General features: G+C 62.0%; 21 protein-coding genes, 1 tRNA gene and 1 pseudogene. 7 read left to right on the top strand and 16 right to left on the bottom strand.

Translation table 11 applies throughout. The features are described from left to right. Positions 1-82: 82 nt before the first annotated feature. Positions 83-156, top strand: a tRNA-Gly gene (locus GRI47_RS11580). A 9-nt stretch (positions 157-165) separates the two neighbouring features. On the opposite strand, the gene GRI47_RS11575 is transcribed toward GRI47_RS11580, so the two are convergent. From GRI47_RS11575 to GRI47_RS11505, 15 genes and pseudogenes are all read right to left on the bottom strand, one after another. After that, positions 166-507, bottom strand: a complete 342-nt coding sequence (locus GRI47_RS11575; RefSeq protein WP_337190690.1) for a TrbC/VirB2 family protein — start codon at positions 505-507, stop codon at positions 166-168. A gap of 2 nt (positions 508-509) precedes the next feature. After that, positions 510-1487, bottom strand: coding sequence for a P-type DNA transfer ATPase VirB11 (gene virB11 / locus GRI47_RS11570; protein ID WP_160661539.1), 978 nt, complete (start codon positions 1485-1487; stop codon positions 510-512). After that, positions 1484-2533 carry a TrbI/VirB10 family protein gene (locus tag GRI47_RS11565; protein ID WP_237452780.1) on the bottom strand — a complete coding sequence of 350 codons (1050 nt, stop codon included), beginning with the start codon at positions 2531-2533 and terminating at the stop codon, positions 1484-1486. The genes virB11 and GRI47_RS11565 overlap by 4 nt, the downstream gene beginning before the upstream one ends. Next, the gene (locus GRI47_RS11560) at positions 2530-3252 is read right to left on the bottom strand and encodes a TrbG/VirB9 family P-type conjugative transfer protein (protein ID WP_160661538.1); all 723 of its coding nucleotides are present in this window, start codon (positions 3250-3252) and stop codon (positions 2530-2532) included. Before GRI47_RS11560 ends, GRI47_RS11565 begins: the two co-directional genes overlap by 4 nt. Beyond that, positions 3249-3986, bottom strand: a complete 738-nt coding sequence (locus GRI47_RS11555) for a VirB8 family type IV secretion system protein (RefSeq protein ID WP_160661537.1) — start codon at positions 3984-3986, stop codon at positions 3249-3251. The genes GRI47_RS11560 and GRI47_RS11555 overlap by 4 nt, the downstream gene beginning before the upstream one ends. Continuing rightward, positions 3983-5173 carry a type IV secretion system protein gene (locus GRI47_RS11550; RefSeq protein WP_160661536.1) on the bottom strand — a complete coding sequence of 397 codons (1191 nt, stop codon included), beginning with the start codon at positions 5171-5173 and terminating at the stop codon, positions 3983-3985. The genes GRI47_RS11555 and GRI47_RS11550 overlap by 4 nt, the downstream gene beginning before the upstream one ends. A 4-nt stretch (positions 5174-5177) precedes the next feature. Beyond that, positions 5178-7553: a VirB4 family type IV secretion/conjugal transfer ATPase gene (locus GRI47_RS11545; protein WP_160661535.1), complete on the bottom strand. Its 2376-nt coding sequence runs from the start codon at positions 7551-7553 to the stop codon at positions 5178-5180. Next, positions 7532-7819, bottom strand: coding sequence for a VirB3 family type IV secretion system protein (locus GRI47_RS11540; RefSeq protein ID WP_160661534.1), 288 nt, complete (start codon positions 7817-7819; stop codon positions 7532-7534). Before GRI47_RS11540 ends, GRI47_RS11545 begins: the two co-directional genes overlap by 22 nt. Positions 7820-8175: 356 nt before the next feature. Then, positions 8176-8547, bottom strand: coding sequence for a hypothetical protein (locus GRI47_RS11535; RefSeq protein ID WP_160661533.1), 372 nt, complete (start codon positions 8545-8547; stop codon positions 8176-8178). A 3-nt stretch (positions 8548-8550) separates the two neighbouring features. Next, positions 8551-9693 (bottom strand): RHS repeat-associated core domain-containing protein, encoded by a 1143-nt coding sequence (locus GRI47_RS11530; protein ID WP_160661532.1) that lies wholly within the window; start codon positions 9691-9693, stop codon positions 8551-8553. Between the two features lie 6 nt (positions 9694-9699). Next, a pseudogene (locus GRI47_RS11525) lies at positions 9700-9831 on the bottom strand (VirB3 family type IV secretion system protein); the annotation flags it as partial. A 658-nt stretch (positions 9832-10489) separates the two neighbouring features. Next, on the bottom strand, positions 10490-11632 hold the full coding sequence (locus GRI47_RS11520) for an RHS repeat-associated core domain-containing protein (RefSeq protein ID WP_160661530.1): 1143 nt from the start codon (positions 11630-11632) through the stop codon (positions 10490-10492). 33 nt (positions 11633-11665) lie between these two features. Further along, a complete protein-coding gene (locus GRI47_RS11515; RefSeq protein ID WP_160661529.1) occupies positions 11666-11887 on the bottom strand; it encodes a hypothetical protein in 222 nt (73 codons plus the stop codon). A 10-nt stretch (positions 11888-11897) separates the two neighbouring features. After that, a complete protein-coding gene (locus GRI47_RS11510) occupies positions 11898-16058 on the bottom strand; it encodes an RHS repeat domain-containing protein (RefSeq protein ID WP_160661528.1) in 4161 nt (1386 codons plus the stop codon). An 89-nt stretch (positions 16059-16147) separates the two neighbouring features. Further along, positions 16148-16354, bottom strand: coding sequence for a hypothetical protein (locus GRI47_RS11505; protein ID WP_160661527.1), 207 nt, complete (start codon positions 16352-16354; stop codon positions 16148-16150). Between the two features lie 282 nt (positions 16355-16636). On the opposite strand from GRI47_RS11505, the gene GRI47_RS11500 reads away from it, so the two are divergent. Then, entirely contained in the window at positions 16637-17689 is a 1053-nt protein-coding gene (locus GRI47_RS11500; protein ID WP_337190689.1) for a mannose-1-phosphate guanylyltransferase, read from the top strand. Then, a complete protein-coding gene (locus GRI47_RS11495; protein ID WP_160661525.1) occupies positions 17686-18495 on the top strand; it encodes a class I mannose-6-phosphate isomerase in 810 nt (269 codons plus the stop codon). Before GRI47_RS11500 ends, GRI47_RS11495 begins: the two co-directional genes overlap by 4 nt. On the opposite strand, the gene panC is transcribed toward GRI47_RS11495, so the two are convergent. Then, positions 18492-19343: a pantoate--beta-alanine ligase gene (gene panC / locus GRI47_RS11490; protein WP_160661524.1), complete on the bottom strand. Its 852-nt coding sequence runs from the start codon at positions 19341-19343 to the stop codon at positions 18492-18494. The genes GRI47_RS11495 and panC overlap by 4 nt on opposite strands. A 94-nt stretch (positions 19344-19437) precedes the next feature. Here panC and GRI47_RS11485 point away from each other — a divergent pair, with 94 nt between their 5' ends. Genes GRI47_RS11485 through GRI47_RS11470 form a run of 4 tightly spaced genes read left to right on the top strand, consistent with a single transcriptional unit; the run spans position 19438 to position 22874 of the window. Further along, a complete protein-coding gene (locus GRI47_RS11485; RefSeq protein WP_202387496.1) occupies positions 19438-20286 on the top strand; it encodes a division plane positioning ATPase MipZ in 849 nt (282 codons plus the stop codon). Next, a complete protein-coding gene (locus GRI47_RS11480) occupies positions 20283-20585 on the top strand; it encodes a DnaJ domain-containing protein (protein ID WP_160661522.1) in 303 nt (100 codons plus the stop codon). Before GRI47_RS11485 ends, GRI47_RS11480 begins: the two co-directional genes overlap by 4 nt. Continuing rightward, on the top strand, positions 20582-21985 hold the full coding sequence (pgmG, locus tag GRI47_RS11475) for a phosphoglucomutase/phosphomannomutase PgmG (RefSeq protein WP_160661521.1): 1404 nt from the start codon (positions 20582-20584) through the stop codon (positions 21983-21985). The genes GRI47_RS11480 and pgmG overlap by 4 nt, the downstream gene beginning before the upstream one ends. A gap of 22 nt (positions 21986-22007) precedes the next feature. After that, positions 22008-22874 (top strand): DUF2059 domain-containing protein, encoded by an 867-nt coding sequence (locus tag GRI47_RS11470; RefSeq protein WP_160661520.1) that lies wholly within the window; start codon positions 22008-22010, stop codon positions 22872-22874. Positions 22875-22877 lie beyond the last annotated feature (3 nt).

Genomic DNA, 22877 nt, shown 5'->3' with positions numbered 1-22877 from the left:
CGAAGCAGACCAGCCGTAGCAAACCGGTTGACGGCGCGGCGCCAGCGATGGCAAAGGCGGCTTCTGCCATCGCGCAAAGCGGGCGGGTATAGCTTAGTGGTAAAGCCCTAGCCTTCCAAGCTAGTTATGCGGGTTCGATTCCCGCTACCCGCTCCAAAATTTTCCTTAATCCCGCCTGATCGAAGCGCTCGCATAGGGATCGTAGGTCGCTTGGGGTAATGGCTGGCGTCGATCGCTTACATTGGGTGCTTGGTTCGGAATGGGTGCCTCCGTGCCGTTCTGCCAGAGCCCGGACAGGCCGCCCGCGATCATCGGCGCTCCCAGCAGGACGAAGCAGCCGAGCACGACGCGTGCTCCCATGCGGATGGGCATCCGGCCCGTCAGCGCGGCGAACCCGACCAGCGCCACCGCGATCACGCACAGACCGACAGCGAGGCTGCCCGTAGCGAGATCGGTCAGCCAGCTTACGGCATCGGCGAGGGAGCTGGTGGCGGGGGCTTCGAACACGGTCAGTCCGCCACCATGATCTGCTGGACCCGTCGTTTCCCGCCGCGCCGTTCGAGCTGGACGAAGACATCCACGCTCTGGAGGATGTAATGGCGCACATCCTCGCGCCGCAGGGGCGACCCTCCCTGAAGCACCAGCAGCACCAGCTGCTCGATGGCGCGATGGGGGCTGTCGGCGTGGATCGTGGTGATCGATCCGGGATGGCCGGTATTGATCGCGCGCAGGAAGGTGAAGGCTTCCTGGCCGCGCAATTCGCCGAGAATGATGCGATCGGGCCGCATCCGCAGGGCGGCGATCAACAGATCCTCCGCGCTCGCATCCGCTTCTCCCAGCTTTCCGCGCACGGCGATCAGGCCGACCGCGTTCGGATGCGCGACCCGCAGTTCCTCGGCATCCTCGATCAGGATCAGGCGCTCGGTCATGGGGATTTCGGCGAGGAGGGCGTTGAGGAAGGTGGTTTTGCCCGTGGAGGTGCCGCCCGAAACCAGGATGTTGCGGCGCGCCCGCACCGCGTCGCGCAGGACCGTCTCGGCCTCGTCTGCCGCGATCGTGCGATGCGTACGCCCGGCGAAGGGTTCGACTTCGGCGCCGCCGGTCAGCGCAGAAAACGCCCCGCTATCGGCCCAATCGGTCAGCGCCATGTCGGAGGCGATGTGGCGGCGGATCGCCAGCGCATGGCCGCCGCGGGTGGCGGGTGGGGCGACGATCTGGACACGCGATCCGTCGGGCAGCGTCGCGGAGAGAAGCGGATGGCTGCGATTGATCCCCTGCGCGCCGAACGCGGCGATCTGGCGCGCCAGCCGGGCGAGGTCGGGCTCGGCGAGGCCCGTCACCTCCTGTCGTTCGATCCTGCCGCCCAGGCTCTCGATCCAGATCTCGTTGGGGCGGTTGACGTAGATGTCGGTGACGTCGCTTCGCGCCAGCACCGGCGCCAGCGGCGCTAGGAAGCTGTCGAGATAGTAGCCGGTTTCAACCGTCACGAATCGACGCTCGAGAAATCGAGGTCGCGCGCGACGAAGACCGAGACACTTGTGCCATGGCGGACCTTAAGGACCGGCTTGATATCCTGCGGGCCGCTGCGCCCGGCGATGGTCTGGCTGCTTCTGGGAAGCGCCACCACGACGCCTCCGGTCGCTTCGCGGGTGGCGACGCCGACACCGATATCGAGCACCGACTGGAGGATCGCGCCGCCGAAGCGTTGCAGGAACTTCCCATCGACCTTCCCCTTCACGCCCGCGCGCCCGAGCGGATCGGAAGCTGGGGAATCGAGCGCGATCGTCACGCCATCAGGGCGGATCAGCCGGGTCCAGCGGATCAACGCCCGGTTCTGGCCCTGTTCGATCCCGCCTTCATACTCGCCATAGAGCCGCGATCCGCGATGGATCAGCACGCGCGATCCGTCGAACGCATGGATGTCGCGCTGGATGAGTGCGCGCACCGCGCCGGGCCGGGTGGAATCGAGCGCGGTTTCCAGCACGGCGGGCAGGACCGTGCCCTGCGGCACCGTGAAGGACGGATTGCGCAGGCGACCTGCCGAAATGCGATCGGCGGCCTCGCTGGCCGCATCCGCCGGAGCATCCGAGAGCGCGGGCGGGGATGTGGGTGAAGGCGGCACCTGACGAGGGACGAAGGCTTCGCGATAGGGTGCGGGATCGGCGGGGCGAGGGGGCAGCGGTGCAGGAGGCGGCGCCACGGTGCGCGGGGCCGGGGGCTGGACTGGTGGAGCGACCGGGCGGGCAGGGGATAACGGATCACGCGGTATCGCGCGGATATAGCGGGTTTCGTCCAGGTCGGCGTAGTCGTCGCGTATGACGAGAGGCGGCGGCGCGACGATGCGCGCATTCTCGCTACCCGCTGCGGTCACGCGCGGTGCCTGTGAAGCCTCGCGGCTGGCGCTCATCGCGGTGAACACCCCGATCCCACCGGCAAGCAGGATCGCCAAAAAGACCCACAATCCGATATTGCCCCCGCCCGATCGCTGGACCACCGGCATCGGGTCCTGCGGGTTGCTCGCGCCTGCGTTCATCGCGCAGCGTCCGCTTCCTCGGCGCGGCGCGCGGTCGCCTTGTCCTTGTCGATGCGGAAGACCAGCCGTTCATAGACCCGGTCGATTTCGAACGCGTCCCCGCGCATGTATCCGTTGACGACCTCCTCGTCGCCGGTGGGCCCGATCGCGAAAATCGCGGGCAGTGCCTGGCCGGGCGCGAAGAGGATGCGGGTGCGCGTGCCGTCGTCACCTATCGCCTGCGGCTGCACCGACCGGTCGCCACGCAGGCGATAGGTTCTCATTGGAGCGAAAGCGGGCTGAGCGTCGGTTTGAGACCGGGAAGGGCCGATCGGCTGTGCCACCGGCCCGGTCCCACTATCGAGCACCTGCACTAGCAGCGCGGCGTTAAGATTGTCCCCGGTCTGGAGCATGAACAGATAGTGCCGCCGGTCGGTCGTCACTGTGAGCGCGCTCTCCGCATCGGGAACGCGCGGGGTGACATGGAAGCTGTCGCGCTCGGGCGAGATGCGCAGATCCCACTGTTCGGGAAAGGCGAGGCTGTCGGCCACGATCCGTTCGCCCGGCTGGAGCACGACGGTCAGCCCGGTCATCGGCAGGGCGGTCAGGATAATGCGTTGCCCGTTCTGCCAGGTCACGGTCTGGAGGCGCGGATTGGTCGGGCCGGGATCGGGCAGGATCTGCGCCGTCGCGGGCAGGGCGAACAGCAGCGCGGCAGAAAGGATCGCGAGACGCATCATCGCTCCGTCCCGTTCCTTTCGACGGGCACGGCGACGACCGTGGGAGCCGCTTCGGGCAGAGTCTCGGCATCCTTGCGATAGCGCGTCACCTGGAAACCGAGCGGATTGGTCAGGCGATCTTCGGCGCTCATCTCGGCGCCGGAATACTGCCAGGTCAGCACTGCCGCCCAATATTGCGGAGCCTGATCGCGGCCCGCCGGATCGGTGCGGGTGGTGGTGAAGCGCACCAGCGACCGGTCGGCGGCGAGGGAGGACACACTCCTGATCTCGACCTTGATAACGGCCCGGCGCGGCAAATTCCCGAAGGGATTATCGGGCGAATTGGGCTGCATCATGCGAAGGTATCGCTCGCGCGCCTCGCCCGCCGACCAGAGCGCGACGCGGGTGTAGTCGCGGGCCAGGCTGTCGATATCGTAGCTTTCGCGGGCGATCACATATTGGACGAGGAAGGACCGCGTGAGGGCCGTATCGGCGCTGACCGTCTGCACATCGAGCGGGGCAAGCGCTTCGACATGGCCGGTCTGGCGATCGACCAGTAGCGTGTGGGGCTCGACCGTTTTCAAAGGCAGGAGGATGACCAGCGCGATCGCCAGCAGCAGCGCGATCGCGGCGGAGACGCTGGCGACGATCCAGGCGGTGCGGCGCGACCGCTCGATATCCTGCGTGACGCTGCGCGCCCAGCTGTCCTCGACGGCGACATCGCCGGTATGGAAATCGGTTTCGAATCTGGTCATCGGCTGCGATCCCGCTCGCTCGCCGCGCGCGATCCGCGATAGGCGCTGCGCCGCCAGCTATTGCCGAGGCGGTCCGAGGATGGGGAGACAGCGGTGGAAGCGGCGCTGGCAGGGGCGGCGAGCTGGCGGATGTCTGTTCGGCTCGACGAGCTGGTAGAGGTCTCACGCCTCAGAGTGGTTTCCATGCTGTGCGATATCCGTTCGGCGCGTGATGGCAGCGCCTGTGTTTCGCTGCTGGGGCCTGCCGGAGCCCGCATTGCTCCCGGCCCGCGCATTGCGATCACCGGCATTGCGGGCAGGGTCAGCCAACCGCGCTGCCAGGCGATCCGGCCCATCAGCCAGATCATCCCCAGCTTCACGAGGGCGAAGGCGAGCGTCATGGCGAGCAGTTCGGTCGGCGCAGACGGCGCGGCATATCCGAGCGTGCGAAGGCGCAGCGCGTCGGCCAGCCAGGGTTCGAGCACGGACAGCTCGACAGCGGTCGCGATCGTCACCGCCACCATGCCCGTCAGCGCGAGCACAAGGCATCTGATCCAGCCCGAAAAGACCCCGCGCGTCGCGTCGAACAAGAGCAAAGCCGCTGCAAGCGGAGCGAAAGCCAGCAGCAATCCGGCCGCGATGCGCAGCAGGGCAAGCGAGCCGATCAGCCCCGCGATCCAGACGACGCGCGCATAGCCGAAGCCGCCATCATCCTCGATCGCAACGCCGCCGAAGCGCGATCCGGGATCCTCGCTTTCGACGAATTGTCCGATCTGGCGACCCGTCCCAAGCTCGGTCAATCGCACCATGGCGCTATCGGCCTGTTGGAGCCGGTCGGTCAGCCCAGCGTTCTGCGGCGCGACCAGCGATCCGCCCATCGTCCCGGCGATTTCGGCAGGCGCGTCCAGCACCGCGTTGTGGATTACTGTGCGGAAGGCGGGCCAGGAAAAGGCGAGCGTTAGGACGATGCCGATTTTGAGCACGTCCAGCACCACGTCGCGCGCTGCGGGTGTCGGGCCGAACAGCAGGCGGATACCGAACAGCGCGACGAATAGCGTCAGCAATCCGGTGACGACCAGCGAGGCCGTCGAGCCGGGCTGGCCCAGTGCATCGTAGCCGTAGGCGCCGAGATAGCGCGACTGGCAGTCGATATGCTCGATCAAGCGAGAGACGAACCGGTCGCCGGTCAGGATTGCGGGACAAGCCATTCCCTTACGCCGCCCGGTCCAAAAGCGGCTGCATCCAGTCCGCCGGATCGGTGCCGTGCGTATCCGCGATCTCGTCGAACAGGCGTACCGTCGCCTCGCGGCCCGACAGGATCGTCAGCAATTCGCTTTCTCCCGTCAGGTCGAGCCGCGCGACCACGCTTTCCTTGCCGTGGCGGATCAGGAAACAATGCGAAGCGTCGGGCAGGGTGCGCACGAGATCGTATTCGTGGCGGCTGAGGCCGAAGCCGTTGATGTAATCCTCCGCCCGCGCCTTGGGGTTGATCATGAAGATCTGGGTCGCCGCCTGTTCGATGATGGCGCTCGCGATCCGGCTTTCGAGCGCGTCCTGCGCGCTCTGGGTCGCGAAGCCGACGATGCCGTTCCTTTTGCGGATGGTCTTTTCCCAATCCTTGATGCGCTTGACGAAGATGTCGTCGTCGAGCGCCTTCCACCCCTCGTCGATCACGATCACGGCGGGCGTCCCGTCGAGGCGCTGCTCCACCCGGTGGAAGAAATAGAACATCGCGGGCGTGCGCGTGGCGGGATCGTCGAGGATCGCGGTCATATCGAAGCCGACGGTTTCCTGCCCCAGATCGGTCGCATCGCGGGCATTGTCGAACAGCCAGGCCCGCTCGCCCGGACCCCACCACGGCTTGAGCCGTGCATAGAGGTCGCCGCCATGCGGGCGGTCGCCGCCGCGGAAGAGTTCGACGAAATGGCGCAGCCGCCTGCGTTCGATGGGCTGGAGAAAGCTGGTCTCCACCGCCTCGCGGATCTGTTCGGCCTCCTCGCCATTGACGCCGCTTGCGAGCAGGCCGAGCCATTCGTTGAGGAAGGCGCGGTTGGCGGGCGTGTCTTCGAGTTGAAGCGGATTGAGGCCCGATGGCTCGCCCGGACGCAGCCGGTCGTAGCTGCCGCCGATCGCGCGGATGAACAGTTCCGCACCGCGATCCTTGTCGAAGAAGATCGTTCTCGGCCGAAACCGCCTCGCCTGCGCGAGCAGGAAATTGAGCACCACCGTCTTGCCCGATCCCGATGGGCCGATGATCGTGAAATTGCCCAGATCGTGCTGGTGGAAATTGAAGAAATACGGCCCCGCCGCCGTCGTCTCGAACAAAGTCACCGCCTCGCCCCAATGGTTGCGCCGCGCCCGCCCGACCGGGAAATTATGGAGGCTCGCGAAGCCTGCGAAGTTCGTCGTGGAGACCAGGCCGCGCCGCGCGATATAGCGGAAATTCGCCGGAAACTGCGCCCAGAAGGCAGGCTCCAGCGCCATGTCCTCGCGCACGGCGGTGATTCCCAGGTCGGCGAGCAGCGCGATCACTTCGGCAACCTGACGGTTCAGCAGGCCGAGATCGTCGGCATGGATCGCGATGGTCGTGTGATGCTCGCCGAACCCTGCGCGCCCCGCCGCGACCTCGTCCTTGGCGAGGCCGAGCTCGTCGCGCAGCGACACCGCCTCGTCCTCCGCCGAGCGCATCCGGCGCAGCGCCAGATTCATCCGCCCCAGCGCCTCGCGCCGTTCGACGAAGGCGAAGCTCTGGCTCATCGTCATTTCGAACGGCAGCCGCGTCAGCTCGTCGAACATCCCCGGCATGGTGAGCGAAGGCCAGTCCTTGATCGAAACCAGCGCGCCGAAGCCCCGCTCCAGATGCCCCGCAGGCGCCAACTCCACCGTATCGCGCCCGAAGCTGATGCGCCGCGCGGGCAGGTGGTGGCCGATATCGCCATGCGGGACGACCATGGGCCGCATCGTGCCGTTGACGAGATATGACAGGAATTCGAGCGGTTCGGACCTTGTCCCGTCCGCGCTTTCATACGTGCCGAGCAGGCGCGGATCGTATGCGCCCAGCGCCGCCACCAGCGCGTCGCGCGCATTGTCGAGCGCCTGCTTCTCGCCCGCGATCAGCTCCGCATCGCGCTGCGACGTGCGGGCGAACCAGCCGCGCATCCGGTCCGCGATCCCAACCCGGCCCTGAAGGGGGCGGCGCACGACCGTCAGGAACAGCTCGTTGACGTAGAGCTGCTTGCCCGCCAGCCGCGCGCGCCAAATGTCGTCGAGCCGCTGGGAGAATTGATCCGGAAAGGACCCATCCAGCTCGGCATCGGCGCGGCGGCGGACGAGATGGTGGTAGATCGCGAAGCGCGACGTGCCGATTGCGCGCAGCATCGCATCGCGCAATTCGGCCCGGTAATCGAGCTCGTCCCCATCCGCCGTCTCGAACAGCAATCCGTCCAATCGCACAGTCTGCATCAGCAATCCGTCGCGCGTCTCGATCGTGTGCGCGTCGATATGGCGCGCATAGGGCAGATGCGCCCCCGCCGGCATCTCGCGCGCGGCCACCTTCGGATCGCGGGTCAGGGGCGGTAGGAATTGCATCGCCAGAGATCGTGGTTTTTCACGCGCGGACACGTGCGCATCCGCGTGATCCAGAGGTCGAAGAAGCGCGGCTCGTTGAGGCAGGCGAGCAGGCCCGCCCCATGCACCACGAGCGCCACCAGCAGCACCCACCAGGCGCGAAAGATCAAAAACAGCTCGACCGCGATCACGGCGTTGATGACGAAGAAGCTGTAGGTCACCCCCGCAAACATCTGCGGCCGCGTGAGCGCAGTGAACAGCGTATCGCGACGTATCTGCTCAGCCATGATGGTGCGACGACCCTCCCGTCAGGTGTGGGTGGAAGGTTCAAGGAAACGGGCGCGATTACAAGCGAGGGGCGGGCGCAGATGGGTCCGAATGCGATGTTTAGCGACGCTTCTCGTCCGAGCTATGTTCGTCTGTGTGGAGGTGGCGACACTAGCAACTTCGAACGAAACTACCGGATTATTAAGGTTGGAGGCTTGGACGCGGTGACGCAACATATGGTTCGCGCCGTTTAAGCCGGCGATCATATCCATCCTGCCATAAGCGAAGAAGACGTCGGCCAAGGGCCTATGCAGTGACAGCCCCCCATCGGATCGCAAGCCGAAGAGCTAGAGGCGGGAGTAGCTTGGATCGCATATCAAAACTCAAATCGGAAATGATCAGCTGCGTCCTTACCATCAAAAAACCACTTCGCTACCACCTTATCATCTTTCACAAAGCGCACTCCATCAATGGCTGGGACAAAAGGAGCCTCACTTAAAATAAAGTCTGTACATATTTCCACACCATCAATTTCCAACATCCTATAATCTCCTTCTTCCAATATGTAACTATTCTCACTATTTGATTTGAATATCTTCAATGAGTGCATCTCGCCGATTTCAGACATTTCAAAAGTAATTTCCAGCCTGTAAAATATGTGTTCTTTTAAAACAATACTTTGTACGTATTCTCCGGAACTAAGGCTATTTGGAATTAACAATGAGCTGGAATAAATAGAAAAACTCATTTCTCAACATCCATCGACAGGGTTAAAGTGTACATTCTCGTATTTCGCATCTTCCAACGCGCCTGCTTCGATATCTATGCTAAAATTTTCTCCGCTATTTTGACGCAGAGTGAAGCCCGCTGAACTTGTTAACAATGCATTTTTGGCTTTTCCTCCAGGAGTCACTATTCCTCCATTCCTTAGGTTGAGAGCGAGAAAGTGCGCAACCGCTGCGGATTTTCCTCCTGGGAGGCCACTCAACACCTTACCTTTTCCTTCTTTAGGCTTGTCGCCATAAGTTGGTCCGGACTTGGTTTCTCCCCCTTCTCTTTTTAACGAACAGACAAAACTGATTCCCTCAATCGCTGTAAGCTTTGAGAGGTTTGATGCGGTATCTGCAAGTGTCTGCACGAGGCTCGCGATCGGACCTGGTAGCGGAATGCCGGTGTTGTTAATGCATTGACTGTAAGTTTCTTTCCGAAATGAGACGGTGATTCTTCCATCATCGTCTAACGAACCCGTCGGAATCATAATAGTCCAAGAAATCTCGTTTTCGCACAAACCAAATGGATCCGTAAAGTTCACCGGATCCCCACCGACGTAATTGTACATGTTCATGCCATCGGCGTAGCCGATCGGGTCGGTCTGCATGAACCGGCCGAGGGTGGGCGAGTACATACGGGCTTTGTAATAGTAGAGGCCGAGCTCCGGCAACCAGGTCTGTCCCGTATAGCGGAACCGGCCCAGTCCCGCGCCGCCCGGAATGCCGTATTCGTCGTAGCTGTTGATGCCGAGCAGTGCGCCCGAGGCGTTCGAGACGGCGGTGACCGAGCCGCGCTCGTCGGTGTGGAGGTAGCGGCGATCGCCTGTGCCCGCGCCTTCGTACCAGACCAGTGGATTGTCGATGCCGGGTCCGTGGACGTAGCGGCGCATCATCTGGTTGGCGCCGTTATATTCGGCGATCATGTCCACCCCGTCATAGGCGAAGCGGGTGTCTGTCGACGGGCCGGTATAGCGATAGAGCCGCCCGATCGGATCGTAGACCAGCGATCCCGATCCTGTCGCATGCGAATAGCTCGTCAGGAAGTTCTCGCTCGAATAGCCAAACGCGTCGCTGCCCGAGCTCGTCAGATTGCCTCGCGCGTCATAGCCCGTTGGAAGCTGCATCTACCCGGCGCGAAAGATCAGAAACAGCTCGACCGCGATCACGGCGTTGATGACGAAGAAGCTGTAGGTCACCCCCACAAACATCTGCGGCCGCGTGAGCGCAGTGAACAGCGTATCCCGGCGTATCTGCTCGGCCATGATTGTCCGGCGACCCTCCCGTTAGGTGTGAGCGTTGGCTTCAGGAAAATGGGCGCGATTACAAGTGAGGGGCGGACGCAGATGGGTCCGAATGCGATGTTTAGCGAGGCCTTCTCACCGAGCCGCCCGATCTCGTCGTGAACCGGCTGGCCGGAGCTAATTAGATGCAGATAGCTCGTCAGGAAGTTCTGCTCGAATACCCGAAAGCGTCCCCGCGTTGGCTACTTTCCCGGCAGTAAGGTGTGGCCAAAAGCGATGCTTATCGTTCGCTCGCTTACAGATGCAAGCGGCAACATCAACATGGAAAGCCCATCAAGACCGCACAGTTATCAAAAACTCAAAATGAAGAAATCTTTGATGTTTATGATATGAAATGTTTAATGCGCTTCGAAATCTGCAATTCCGGGCTACGACCACTGTTTCTTCATGAAATTATAGGTTAATCCTAGAGAGAAAATTCCTCAATAATTTAAATGTGAAAACCATAATCCAAGATAGGAAAGCCATCCCAGAAACGATAAGGGCATCTCGCAGATTACTTTTATCAATATTTGAGAGATATTTAACAAAAAATAAAAATGCTACTATTGTTAATCCTATAGATGCCAACTTCATTGAATGAAGTATACCCGCGTATTGCGATGGATTTGTTGTCATTTTAGCATCCCGTTTCTCCTAAGATTGCAGTCCACGAATGCCTGCCGCCATTTCCAATATATCCTCCAAGTCCAGCCCGCGCACTTCCAGTCAAGCTTGGGTCGACAGGGCGGCCACCAGGACCAGTTGACGTCATGATCTCTCCTCCGCTACCCGCCGCCGCGCCCACTGCGAGCATGGTGTCTTCCGTATGACCACTTGCTAAGTGTGATCGAGACGCTCCAATCGTCCCATTGTATCCTACACCCCCATATAGGCCTAGCCCCATCATGCCCGCGATACTCGCCCGGGCAAAAATTTGCCCATTTGAATGTGCACCATGCGTAACACCAAATTCGACGTTACCAGTAAAGCCAACGCGTCCTAAAAATATAGTGAAACCGGTTCCTAAAGATATGAGGCCTACATTAAGAGCGCATGGCACATCTTCCTCTTCTTCGTCTGGCTCAATTGCGACAGTTAGGAATTCCCACCCATTGAACCGGTCGGGAAGGACGTAATCACCAAGACCTGGCTGCAACCTTACCCAAGCGTAAAATTCCTCACGAGAATAACATCCGTCGGCGACTGAGCATACGTCTTCCTCCTCCAATCGTTTGCCTTTGACAACAATTGTGTCCAGCCCTGTCGGATCGATCCTGTTCACCGGATCCCCGCCGACATAATTATACATGTTCATCCCATCGGCGTAGCCGATCGGGTCGGTTTGCATGAACCGGCCGAGGGTGGGCGAGTACATACGGGCTTTGTAATAGTATAGGCCGACCTCGGGCAACCAGGTCTGACCCGTATAGCGGAACCGACCAAGTCCCGCGCCGCCCGGGATGCCGTATTCGTCGTAGCTGTTGATGCCGAGCAGCGCGCCCGAGGCGTTCGAGACGGCGGTGACCGAGCCGCGCTCGTCGGTGTGGAGGTAGCGGCGATCGCCTGTGCCCGCGCCTTCGTACCAGACCAGCGGATTGTCCACGCCGGGCCCGTGGACGTAGCGGCGCAGCATCTGGTTGAAGCTGTTATATTCCGCGATCAGATCGACACCATCATAAGCGAAACGGTAGTCGGTTGAAGGACCGGTATAGCGATAGAGCCGCCCGACCGGATCGTAGACCAGCTGGCCCGAGCCGTTGGGATGCGAATAGCTCGTCAAAAAATTCTCGCAATGGAAAGTCCCAAATTAAAGCTAATCAGCGTTTCGCAGGAAGCAAATTGCCAGATAAATAAAATAAAAAAGGGGAGCGTAAAGAATTGTAATTGATATAACAAAAACTGCATAATCTTCAGGATATTCTGGACTTTTAATCCGGTATGACTCTAAAAATCCTGCGCCACCCCAAGCAGCACCGAATGCGGCCCAAAAAAGGCTAATAAATATCAAAGCAGACATTAAAAGAAGTTTTCTCACACTTTTTATCCTATTTTTTACTTCTCCAGAGCGCCTCATTTTGGGCATCTTCGTAAGCCTTGTTGCCAAAATACCTAACAGCTGCGTAATAAGTTATTGCTGCGCCTTTGCAGATGGGACTTTGTACCGTGCATTCAATAGCCATACCAACTAAAAATCGAGTGTCGCAATTTCTTTTACTTGCTCCAAGGGTGCCGTAGCAAATGTCGTGAGAAGAGCAGGATTTGAAGATGTCGGGTATCAAATCACCGGATCCAGTCCCGCAACCATTAGCTGCTAAGGGTGGAGGAGTACCATCCCATGAAGATGGATCAGGATCAATGCACCCAGCGGCGTTGCAGGGGAGTGCATTTGGCGGCGGAGGCGCCGACCCGCTGCTTCCGCCCAGACCGCTAGCGTATCTGCCAAATAACTCTCCATAACCCATAGGATCTGAAGTTCCACCGCCGGGCCTAACTTCGATAGTATTGCTCCATGTGCCGCCTTTCGCTTCACATTCTTCCTGAGCCGCCTCAACGGTTGCACCGTCTTTCGGAACATAGGTTTTCCCATTCATCTTGCATGTGAATAGCCCGAATGGATCCGAAAAATTCACCGGATCCCCACCCACATAATTGTACATATTCATCCCATCGGCGTAGCCGATCGGGTCGGTTTGCATGAACCGGCCGAGGGTGGGCGAGTACATACGGGCTTTGTAATAGTATAGGCCGACCTCGGGCAACCAGGTCTGACCCGTATAGCGGAACCGACCAAGTCCCGCGCCGCCCGGAATGCCGTATTCGTCGTAGCTGTTGATGCCGAGCAGTGCGCCCGAGGCGTTCGAGACGGCGGTGACCGAGCCGCGCTCGTCGGTGTGGAGGTAGCGGCGGTCGCCTGTGCCTCCCCCTTCGTACCAGACCAGCGGATTGTCGACGCCGGGCCCGTGGACGTAGCGGCGCATCATCTGGTTGGCGCCGTTATATTCGGCGATCATGTCCACCCCGTCATAGGCGAAGCGGGTGTCTGTCGACGGGCCGGTATAGCGATAGAGCCGCCCGATCGGATCGTAGACCAGCGATCCCGATCCTGTCGGATGCGAATAGCTCGTCAGGAAGTTCTCGCTCGAATAGCCAAACGCGTCGCTGCCCGAACTCGTCAGATTGCCGCGTGCGTCATAGCCCGTCGGGACCGATCCCACCTGCGTGTATTGGTTGAGCCCATTGGTCGTGTAGAAGCGATCGGCATTAGCCAGCTGGTCGAAATTGTAGCTGTCGTTCGACTGGGTCGTCTGCGCGATCTGGCTTGCCGGATTGTACGAAAAGCCGCGCGTGTTGTCGCCATTGCTGCCCGCCAGATCGGTGACGAGCGAGCCCAAGCGCCCGACCGGGTCGAATGCCACCGATTGCGTGGTGCCGTTGGCGAAAGTGATGAAGCTGGGATCGCCCGCGCTGTCGTAATTCCAGGTCGCGAGTGCGGTGCCACCATATTCGCGTAAGTAGCGGATCGATCCGTCGTCGAGATAATCGTAGGTGACGTAGAACCCGTCCGCCCAGGTCATCCGCGTCCTTCGTCCGGCGGCATCGTATTGGTAGCTGGTGGTCCCATAGGGCCCGGACTGCGACGTGTTGCGGCCGAGGGCATCGTGCCCGAAGCTCAGCGTCTGGCCGTTCAGCACGGCCTGGGTCAGCCGGCCCATCAGGTCGAAGGCGTAGCTCGCGTCCGATTCGCTGCCGGGCAGGTCCTTGGCGGTGAGGCGGTTCAGCGCATCGTAGCCGTAAGTGATCACCTGCCCGTCGCGCTGGCGGCGGCTGGTGACGTTGCCCGCATTGTCGTAGCCCAATTGCTCGTAATCGTTTGGATTGGATGCGTTCTTCGATCCCGCATAGGGGAACTGGGTCTGCGAGAGCCGGTCGAACGCGTCGTAGACATAGGTCGTGCGGTTGCTCTCCCCATCGGTCAGCGTCTGGGTAAGGCCGTTCAGCGTGAAGGTCGCGACGTAATCATTGCCGACCTCCGCCGTGCCGACGCCGCTTTCGACGCGCACGATCCGATCGTCGCCATCGTAGTGATAGCGGGTGATGCGGTCCGGGCCCTGACTGCCTTGGGTGGCGAGCGAGCAGGCGCCGGGCAGGCTGGCATAGGTCGCCGGGTTCATCCTGACTGCGACGCAATCGAGGCGGTTCTGCGCGTCGTAGCTGTATTGGGTGAGGCTGTAGATCTGGCCGCCCGAGACGAGCCGCTGCTGCACGCGGCGCCCGTTCGCGTCGATGATGTTCTCGACCCGTTGGCGCACGGTCATTCCGTCGAGATTGCCTTCCGCCGTGCCGGTGGTGGTGCCGACATCGGCATAGAGGACCTGTCCCGCACCGTCATAGGTGTAGCGGATGGCCTGACGCGGCATGGCGCCCGATCCGTCCGGGTCCGGCCCGATCGTGCCGCGGCGCCGGTCGCGCTGGTCGTAGAAATGGTAGCTGGTGTCGCCGCTGCCCGGCAAAGGCCCGTCGACGGTCAGGACATTGCCGCGCGCATCGTAAGTGAACTGGCTTGTCGATACGATCGCGCCATTGCCGCTCGCCACCGTGACGGAGACGGGATAGCGGCCCTTCGAATCGTACTGCAGCGTCGTCACCCGCTCATCTGCGGAGCCTGAGCAGCTGGCCGCCGAGCTGCATTCGCGCTGGCGGGTCAGCTTATGCTTGCCGTCGATCACCGTGTATTCGAAAGAGGTCGTCGGACGCTGGCCCGATGCGTCTGCAGGGCCGCGGACTTCGGTGAGCCTTGGCGTGCCATTGTAGTAATAATCGGTCTGCTTGCCGCGCGCATCGACCGTATAGGTCGGCTTGTTGCAGGCTACGGGATACGGCCCACAGTCCAGACCGAACCCTGCATAGGTGTTGATCTCGCCGCCCGTCTTGCCGACGATCTGCGTCCGGGTGACATTGCCACGCGCATCCCGATGATAATGCATGTAATTGCCTTCGGGATAGGTTGTGCGCTGGAGCAGCCCGCTCGGATAATAGGTGTTGGTCACGCTCGCGCCGCGCGCGTCGGTCACCGTGCCGGGGCGCCCGACGCTCGGATTGGTGACTACCTGTCCATCGCCGCCGCTTGCATCGCTCTTTGCAACCACCGTGTTGCCGCCCGACGAGCTCCAGCTGTAATTCGTGGTCGCTCCATCGTCGGTGACGGACGTCACCTTGTTCGTGCTATCGCGCGTGACGAAGAGGGTTTCGCTGCTGCGTCCCGGCTTCTGAATCGAGAGATTGGCGCCGTTGTTGGTGATTCGCCAATCGCCCGACTGGCTGTTGGCGATCACGAGGACGTTGCTGGCGGGCCGTTGATACGTAACCGTCTGCGATCCAGCGCTGCCGGGCCCGCTGGAGGTGTTGAAGAATTCGACCGTCTTGCGGTTGTAATAGCTTTGCGGAGGAAAGCCGCTGTGATCATTGGACTGATTGGTCTCGTACGTGAACAACATCGTGTAATCGGCGTTGCTGGTCACGGTGAAGAGTCGGAACGGTGTGTAGCAGTCTTCTGCGTTGCCCTCGAGACCTCCGCCAAACCCTTCGCCCGGAAGAACCGGCTGCCCGTTCTGGTAGCAATTGGTATATAAATCCCAGTTGAGCGAATAGACCACGCCGTTGGGGCGACGCACTTCGACCGGCAGGCCGCAGCTATCGCCGTCCGTGCTGCAACCCGGCCCGCCATATTGCGACGGTGTATTGGGATAGAACGACATGGATGAAGGGGAATTGTAGGTGATCTCCACTCCCTGGGGCGAGCGATAGGTCCAACTGCCACCGTAACCAGACAGAGTCCCGCCATTGGCTTTCGCCGAGACCCAACCGGAACCGGTATCGGTGAACTTCTCCGAAATCTTGCCCAGGCTGACCGTCGCCACTGTGCCGTTGTTCGACAGCTGGAGCGTGCCGGTCCAATTGTCCTGAAGGCCCGTATCGCCGTAATAGCGGACCATCGCGATGGCGCCGTCACCCGACCCGATGCTGCCTTCGAGGATGTCGAGATAATAGCGCCCATTGGTCAGATCGACGCCGTTCTCGTCGGTCGCGACCCACGGTTCGACCGGCGCGGCCAGCTTTTGCGCCGCGATCGGCGCCGACAGGCCCGCGCAAAGAATGGTCGATGCCAGCAGGCCGATCCTGGCGGCGCGCGCGTTCGAAAGTTTCATGAAATGATCCCCTGATTGAAGGCGATCGCAAAGGTGGGCCGCCCTTTGCGAGGCGCCCGGACCCGTGCTTGCGATCCTGTTTTGAGAGCTCAGCGGCCGGTGGTGCGGACCCGCTTGCGATTGTCGGCCTTGTCGTGCTCGTAATCCGTGGCGGCACCGTGGTTAGTTCCGCCCGAATGCTGGACTTTCACGAGCCGTCCCTTCGAATCGTAAGTATAGGCCGTCATCTGGGATGCGTGGCCCGGCGCGGCTATGGAAAGAAGCGACAAGGCTGATGTCGCGAAAATCAGTTTCATGCTGTTACCCTCCGATTGGTACAAGCATGAACTCGATTAGGATTTGGTCAAGTTATAGGAATTTAATATAGATCCAAAGCATGGATCATTTTCTGTATTATGATGTCAATATTACATTATTGTAATATTGATGACGGTTGTTCTAAGCGCCCGTTTTGTTGGGGCTTTTTCTGTCTCTGACAAATGCGTGGGAAAAATCCAGGTCTCGCCTGAGCGTTTTAGGTGAACCTTGTCGGTTATCCCTGATTGCCCACGCCACGCGAGGTGGATATGCAATTGCACGTGACGGAACTTATCGCGCCTGTAATCCTGTGCGGCGGTGGCGGAACACGGCTCTGGCCGCGCAGCCGGACCGCTCGGCCCAAGCCGTTTCTGCCGCTTATCGGGATCGAAACGCTTTTCCAGCAGGCGCTCTCGCGCACTCGGAATCGTTCCGTCTTCGGTGCGCCGGTGATCGTGACCGGGAGCGCGCATCTCGAGCATGTTGAGCGCCAGGCGGACTCGGCAGGGATATCGATCCTGGTCGAGCCGAGCGCGCGCAACACCGCCGCCGCTATCGCGCTGGCTGCGCACCGCCTCGCGCCCGACCGGGTGATGTTGGTATGTCCCAGCGATCACCACATCGCCGACGCCGCCGCCTTCGTCGCGGCAGCGCAGCAGGGCGCCTCGCTCGCCAGGGAAGGCTGGCTGGTTTCTTTCGGTATCCATGCCGATCGTCCCGAAACCGGTTTCGGCTATATCAGGCGCGGCGAACCTATCGCATCGACCGGCGGCTTTCGGATCGATCGCTTCGTGGAGAAGCCCGACCGGACCCGTGCGCAGGCCTTTCTCGACGAAGGCGGGTATGACTGGAATGGCGGCATCTTCGCCTTCACCGCCGGTCGTTTCCTCGCAGAGCTCGAAGCCCACCGGCCGGACATTGCGCAGGTCGTTGCGCGCGCGGTCGCGGAGGGAACTCAATCCGGTGATTTCTTCACCCCCGATGCCGAGCTGTTCGCCGCCGTGCCGAGCGAATCGATCGACTATGCGGTGATGGAAAAGACCGACCGAGCCGCCGTGGTGCCGGTGGATATGGGATGGTCCGATATTGGCAATTGGCAGGTGCTGCGCGACGCGCGCACGGGCGATGCGGATGGCAATCGAGTTTTGGGCCGGGCCGAACTGGTCGATTGCCGCAATGTCCTCGTTGAAACCGACGGGCCGCGTGTCTCCGTGATCGGGTTGGAGGATGTCTGCATCGTCGTCGACGGAGACGAGGTGCTGGTGACAACCGTGGACGGGGCGCAGAAGGTCGGGAAACTGGCGGGTGCGCAGAACCAAAGCGGGGCGGCATGAGCGCGCGGCTGACTACCCGAACGGTCGAAAAACCGTGGGGCGTGGATGATCTGCCCGAACCCTTCGTGACGCCGGAAGGCAAGCGCATCGGGGAGATCTGGTTCGAACCGCCTGCGGCGCTCAAGGATCTGCTCGTCAAATATCTCTTCGCCAGCGAGAACCTGTCCGTTCAGGTTCATCCCGACGACGCTCAGGCCCTGGCGGCGACCGGCAGACGTGAAGGCAAGGAAGAATGCTGGCTGATCACCGCGTGCGAACCGGGCGCGCGGATCGGTATCGGTTTCGAGGCGCCGCTCGACGCCGAAACGCTCAAATCCGCCGCTCTCGACGGATCGATCGAGGCGAGAATGGCGTGGTTCGATGTCGAGCCAGGCGATTTCTTCTACATTCCCGCCAACACGGTCCATGCGATCGGTGCGGGGTGCAGCCTGATCGAAATCCAGCAGAACAGCGACATCACCTATCGCCTGTACGATTACGGGCGACCGCGCGAACTGCATCTCGACGAGGCGGTTGCCGTCGCCAAGGGTGAACCGCATCCTGCGGGTTTGCGGCGCCGCGTGGCGGAAACGGGTGAGATTACGCTGGTGGAGGGCCCCTTGTTCCGGCTGGACCGGCTGGATGGCGCGGCCTCGCCTGAGGTGAAGGCGCGGTATGAGGGCGCCTTTCTCGTCATCCCGGTTTCAGGAAGCGCCACGATCGAGGGTGAAACGGTCGCCGCCGGGCAATGCGCGCTGGTTGGCGACTGGTCGTCGCTTTCGATCGGAGACGACGCCAAAATCCTGATTACGCAACCGGTTCTCTAGACCGCCAGATTGTCGATCAGCCGCGTACCGCCGATCCGCGCGGCGGCGAACAGGCGGGCATTGCCGTTATCGCTCTCAAGCGGAGCAAGACTGTCCGCATCGCGCAATTCGGCATAATCGACGCTTTCGAAGCCCGCCACGCGCAGCGTTTCCTTCAGATTGCTGAGAGCGCGCGCGGCATCGCCGCCATCTTCTATCAAACCCGCCGCGTCCTTCATCGCGCGGGGGAGGGCGGCGGCGCGGCGGCGATTTTCGGGCGAGAGATAGGCGTTGCGGCTGCTCATCGCGAGCCCGTCTTCTTCGCGCACGATCCCGACGCCGTGAATGGCCGAAACATGCGGAAAGGTCAGGTCGAGATCGCGCGCCATGCGCCGGATCACGGCGAGTTGCTGCCAGTCCTTCTCGCCGAACAGCGCCATGTCGGGCCGGACCTGGTTGAAGAGCTTCAGCACCACAGTCGCCACGCCGTCGAAATGGCCCGGCCGGTCCGCGCCGCACAGCCCTTCGCTGACGCCGCCGACCGAGACATTGGTCGCGTAACCTTCGGGATAGACTTCGCCCGGAGGCGGTGCCCACAACAGGGCCACGCCCTCTTCTGCGAGCAGCTGGCTGTCACGTTCAAGCTGGCGGGGATAGGCGTCGAGATCCTCGTTCGGTCCGAACTGGCGCGGATTGACGAAGATCGAGGCGACGACATGGTCGGCGCGCGCTCTCGCCTCGCGGATCAGTGTCAGATGCCCTTCGTGCAGCGCGCCCATCGTCGGCACCAGGGCGATCGAGTCACCGCCTTCTTCGCGCAGTCCGGCGATGGAGCTTCTCAACATTTCGAGCGTTGTCGCGGTTTGCACGGGGTCACCCTTCGGTTATGGCCGAAGCCGCCCTAGCCGGACCGGTCGGGGCGCGACAATACTCGACGCACGAACACGGAAAGCAGCGCCCATTTTGTCCCAGCAACGCGCCCATCGCATCGTCTTCGCCAACGAGAAGGGCGGGACCGGCAAATCGACCACGGCGGTCCATGTCGCAGTGGCGCTTTCCTATATGGGCAAGAAGGTCGCCGCGCTCGATCTCGATCCGCGCCAGCGCACCATGGATCGCTATATCGAGAACCGCGAGGCCATTCAGGAAAAGCGCGGGATCGAATTGCCCAGCCCGGTCTGCGAGGTGTTCCGCCACAAGACCGAACAGGCGCTGGCGCTCGCGATGGAGCGGATGGACGCGAACGCCGATTTCATCCTCATCGACACGCCCGGTCGCGACGATCCGCTGGCGCGCGCGGCGGCGGAACAGGCCGATACGCTGGTCACGCCGATGAATGACAGTTTCGTCGATTTCGACCTCATCGGCCAGGTCGATGCCGAAACGTTCAAGGTCAAGAAACTGTCCTTCTATGCCGAGCTGATCTGGGAAGCGCGCCTGAAACGCTCGCGCATGGGAATGGAACAGCAGCGGCGTGAGCTCGACTGGGTCGTGGTCAGGAACCGCATCGGCTATACCGAGGCGCGCAACATGGCGCGCCTGGAAAAGGCGCTGGCCGAAATGTCCAAGCGGGTAGGCTTCCGCATCGCCAAGGGCCTGTCGGAGCGCGTGATCTATCGCGAACTGTTCCCTTCGGGCCTGACCCTCTTGGACAAGGGGCATCTCGGCGATCTCGGCACCAGCCATCTGGTCGCGCGACAGGAATTGCGGGGCCTTATCGCCAGTCTTCGCCTTCCGGGTGTCGGCCTGCCGGATGCGGGCGCGCCGGAAAAGGGCGCCCCGGACAAACGCACGCAGGATCAGGCCGCATGATGCGCTGGCTGGTGATCGCGGCGCTGCTGGCGATCGCCTGTCGCTGGCTGTTCGGCAAATGGCCCTGGGATTATCTGCGCGGTGCGCCCTCGCAAGACAGGGAACTGGCCCGCGCCCGGCGTTTGCTGAGCGTACCCGCCGATGCCGATGCGCCGCGTATCCGAGAGGCCCATCGCCGCCTCGCCGCACAATTCCATCCCGATCGAGGAGGCAGTACGGCCCGCCTCGCCGAAATCAACGCCGCGCGCGACCTGTTGCTGAACCGGATCGACGCCGACCCTACGGAGCCACGCAAATGACCCACAACTTCGATTCCACCGTGCTGCGCGAATACGACATTCGCGGCATCATCGGCGAAACTCTCGGCGCGGACGATGCGCGCGCCATCGGGCGCGGTTTCGCAACGCTGTTGCGGCGTGCCGGCGGCCAGAAGGTCGCTGTGGGCTATGATGGCCGCGTCAGCTCACCCATGCTCGAACACGCATTGGTCGAGGGCTTGACGGCGAGCGGCTGCGATGTCGTGACGATCGGTCTCGGCGCGACGCCGATGCTCTATTACGCCGAAGCCTCAGGCGAAGACGTGGATGGCGGCATTCAGATAACCGGCAGCCACAATCCCGCCAATTACAACGGCTTCAAGATGGTGTTTCAGGGCCGTCCGTTTTTCGGCTCCGACATCCAGAAGCTGGGCGAAATGGCCGCCGCGGGCGATTGGGACGATGGGTCGGGCAGCGTCGAGAGCCGCGCCATCCTGGGCGAGTATGTCGAGCGCCTGCTGATGGGCCTCGGCGATGTCGACCGCGCCGCGCTTGCCGATCTGCGCGTGGGATGGGATGCGGGCAACGGCGCCGCCGGCCCCGCGCTGGAAATGCTCGCCGCGAAACTGCCGGGCGAGCATCATCTCCTCTACACCGATGTCGACGGCAATTTTCCCAATCATCATCCCGATCCTACGGTCGAGGAGAACCTGGCCGATCTGCGCGCGCTCGTCGCCGAGAAGAACCTCCATTTCGGAGTCGCTTTCGATGGCGACGGGGACCGGATCGGCGCGATCGACGGCGAGGGCCGGGTGATCTGGGGCGATCAGTTATTGATGATTTACGCAGAGGACACGCTCAAGACCCGTCCGGGCGCCACGGTGATCGCCGATGTGAAGGCGAGCCGCGCCCTGTTCGAGCGGATTTCCGAATGCGGGGGCAAGCCGCTGATGTGGAAGACCGGACATTCGCTCGTCAAATCCAAGATGAAGGAGACGGGATCTCCGCTGGCGGGCGAGATGAGCGGCCACGTCTTCTTCGCCGACGAGTATTACGGATATGACGATGCGCTCTATGCAGGCGTGCGCCTGATCGCGGCGAGCGCGCGCCTCGGCCGATCGGTGACCGAATTGCGCGGGGCCATGCCCGCCATGGTCAACACGCCCGAATTGCGCTTCCAGGTCGATGAAAGCCGCAAATTCGCCGCGATCCGCGAGGTGGAGGAGCGGCTGGCGAACAGCGATTCCGATGTCGACGGGACCGATGGAGTGCGGGTTACGACGCCTGACGGGTGGTGGTTGCTGCGCGCATCGAACACGCAGGACGTCCTCGTCGCCCGCGCGGAAAGCGACAGCGAGGAAGGGCTGGCCCGCCTGATGGCGCAGATCGACGAGCAATTGGCGCTGTCCGGGCTCGAACGCGGCGAGAGCGTGGGGCACTAGATTTAAGACGAGGGGGATTGTCATGAAGAATATCGGTGTGTCGCTCGTTCTGGGCGTCCTTTCCCTGGCCCTGTCGGCGCCTGCCATGGCGCAGGACATCGTGATGGGAGAGATCGAGGGCGAGGTCGCCATCGACGATGCGGAAGCCGACGGGGCGATGGACGAGGCTGCCGTGCTCGCGATGATGAGCGGGCTGTTCCAGGCCGAACCGCTCACTGCCGAACAGGAAGCGCGTCTCCCCGCCGCCACCGCCATCGTGGCGACGATGATGCCCGAGGGTTTCTATGGCGAAATCATGCGTGACATGATGGAAAAGACCATGCGCCCGATGATGGCCATGTTCTCCGAGCCCGATTTTCTCCTCGCCAGCAGGCTCACGCTCGACGAAGCGGCGCTCGCGGACTTGAGCGATGCGGAGAAGCAGGAGCTTCTGACCATGCTCGATCCGGCGTGGGACCAGCGGGCCGACACCATGGTGGATGCGCTGGTCTCGAATATGGGCGGCGCGTTCGCGGCGGTGGAGCCTCCCGTCCGCGCGGGACTGGCCAAGGCCTATGCTGTCCGGTTCGACGAAGCGCAGCTCGCCGATATCTCCGCCTTTTTCGCCACCCCGACCGGGGGCGAATTCGCGCGTCAATCGATGGCACTGTTCGCGGACCCACAGGTCATGGGCGCCACGATGGAGGCTATGCCGGAAATGATCGGCTCGTTCACCGAGATGGAAACCGCGATGGAAGCCGCGCTGGAAAGCCTGCCGGCGGAGCGGGACTATGCCGACCTGTCCATGGCGCAGCGGGCGCGGATGGCCGATCTGCTGGGCGTGGAACCGGACGCGCTGGACGATATGGTGATCCCGCATGGAGAGGGCGAAGAGCCCGAAGCGGAGTAGTAT

The organism is Qipengyuania pelagi (assembly GCF_009827295.1).
Classification (GTDB): domain Bacteria; phylum Pseudomonadota; class Alphaproteobacteria; order Sphingomonadales; family Sphingomonadaceae; genus Qipengyuania; species Qipengyuania pelagi.
This window is presented reverse-complemented; position numbering and strand designations above follow the sequence as displayed.

Bases quoted from the DNA above. Each gene is read 5' to 3' on its own strand.
- GRI47_RS11565 (WP_237452780.1), bottom strand. From the start codon at position 2,533: ATGAACGCAGGCGCGAGCAACCCGCAGGACCCGATGCCGGTGGTCCAG.
- GRI47_RS11560 (WP_160661538.1), bottom strand. From the start codon at position 3,252: ATGATGCGTCTCGCGATCCTTTCTGCCGCGCTGCTGTTCGCCCTGCCC.
- GRI47_RS11555 (WP_160661537.1), bottom strand. From the start codon at position 3,986: ATGACCAGATTCGAAACCGATTTCCATACCGGCGATGTCGCCGTCGAG.
- GRI47_RS11550 (WP_160661536.1), bottom strand. From the start codon at position 5,173: ATGGCTTGTCCCGCAATCCTGACCGGCGACCGGTTCGTCTCTCGCTTG.
- GRI47_RS11545 (WP_160661535.1), bottom strand. From the start codon at position 7,553: ATGCAATTCCTACCGCCCCTGACCCGCGATCCGAAGGTGGCCGCGCGC.
- GRI47_RS11540 (WP_160661534.1), bottom strand. From the start codon at position 7,819: ATGGCTGAGCAGATACGTCGCGATACGCTGTTCACTGCGCTCACGCGG.
- GRI47_RS11535 (WP_160661533.1), bottom strand. From the start codon at position 8,547: ATGAGTTTTTCTATTTATTCCAGCTCATTGTTAATTCCAAATAGCCTT.
- GRI47_RS11530 (WP_160661532.1), bottom strand. From the start codon at position 9,693: ATGCAGCTTCCAACGGGCTATGACGCGCGAGGCAATCTGACGAGCTCG.
- GRI47_RS11510 (WP_160661528.1), bottom strand. From the start codon at position 16,058: ATGAAACTTTCGAACGCGCGCGCCGCCAGGATCGGCCTGCTGGCATCG.
- GRI47_RS11505 (WP_160661527.1), bottom strand. From the start codon at position 16,354: ATGAAACTGATTTTCGCGACATCAGCCTTGTCGCTTCTTTCCATAGCC.
- GRI47_RS11495 (WP_160661525.1), top strand. From the start codon at position 17,686: ATGAGCGCGCGGCTGACTACCCGAACGGTCGAAAAACCGTGGGGCGTG.
- GRI47_RS11480 (WP_160661522.1), top strand. From the start codon at position 20,283: ATGATGCGCTGGCTGGTGATCGCGGCGCTGCTGGCGATCGCCTGTCGC.
- pgmG (WP_160661521.1), top strand. From the start codon at position 20,582: ATGACCCACAACTTCGATTCCACCGTGCTGCGCGAATACGACATTCGC.
- GRI47_RS11470 (WP_160661520.1), top strand. From the start codon at position 22,008: ATGAAGAATATCGGTGTGTCGCTCGTTCTGGGCGTCCTTTCCCTGGCC.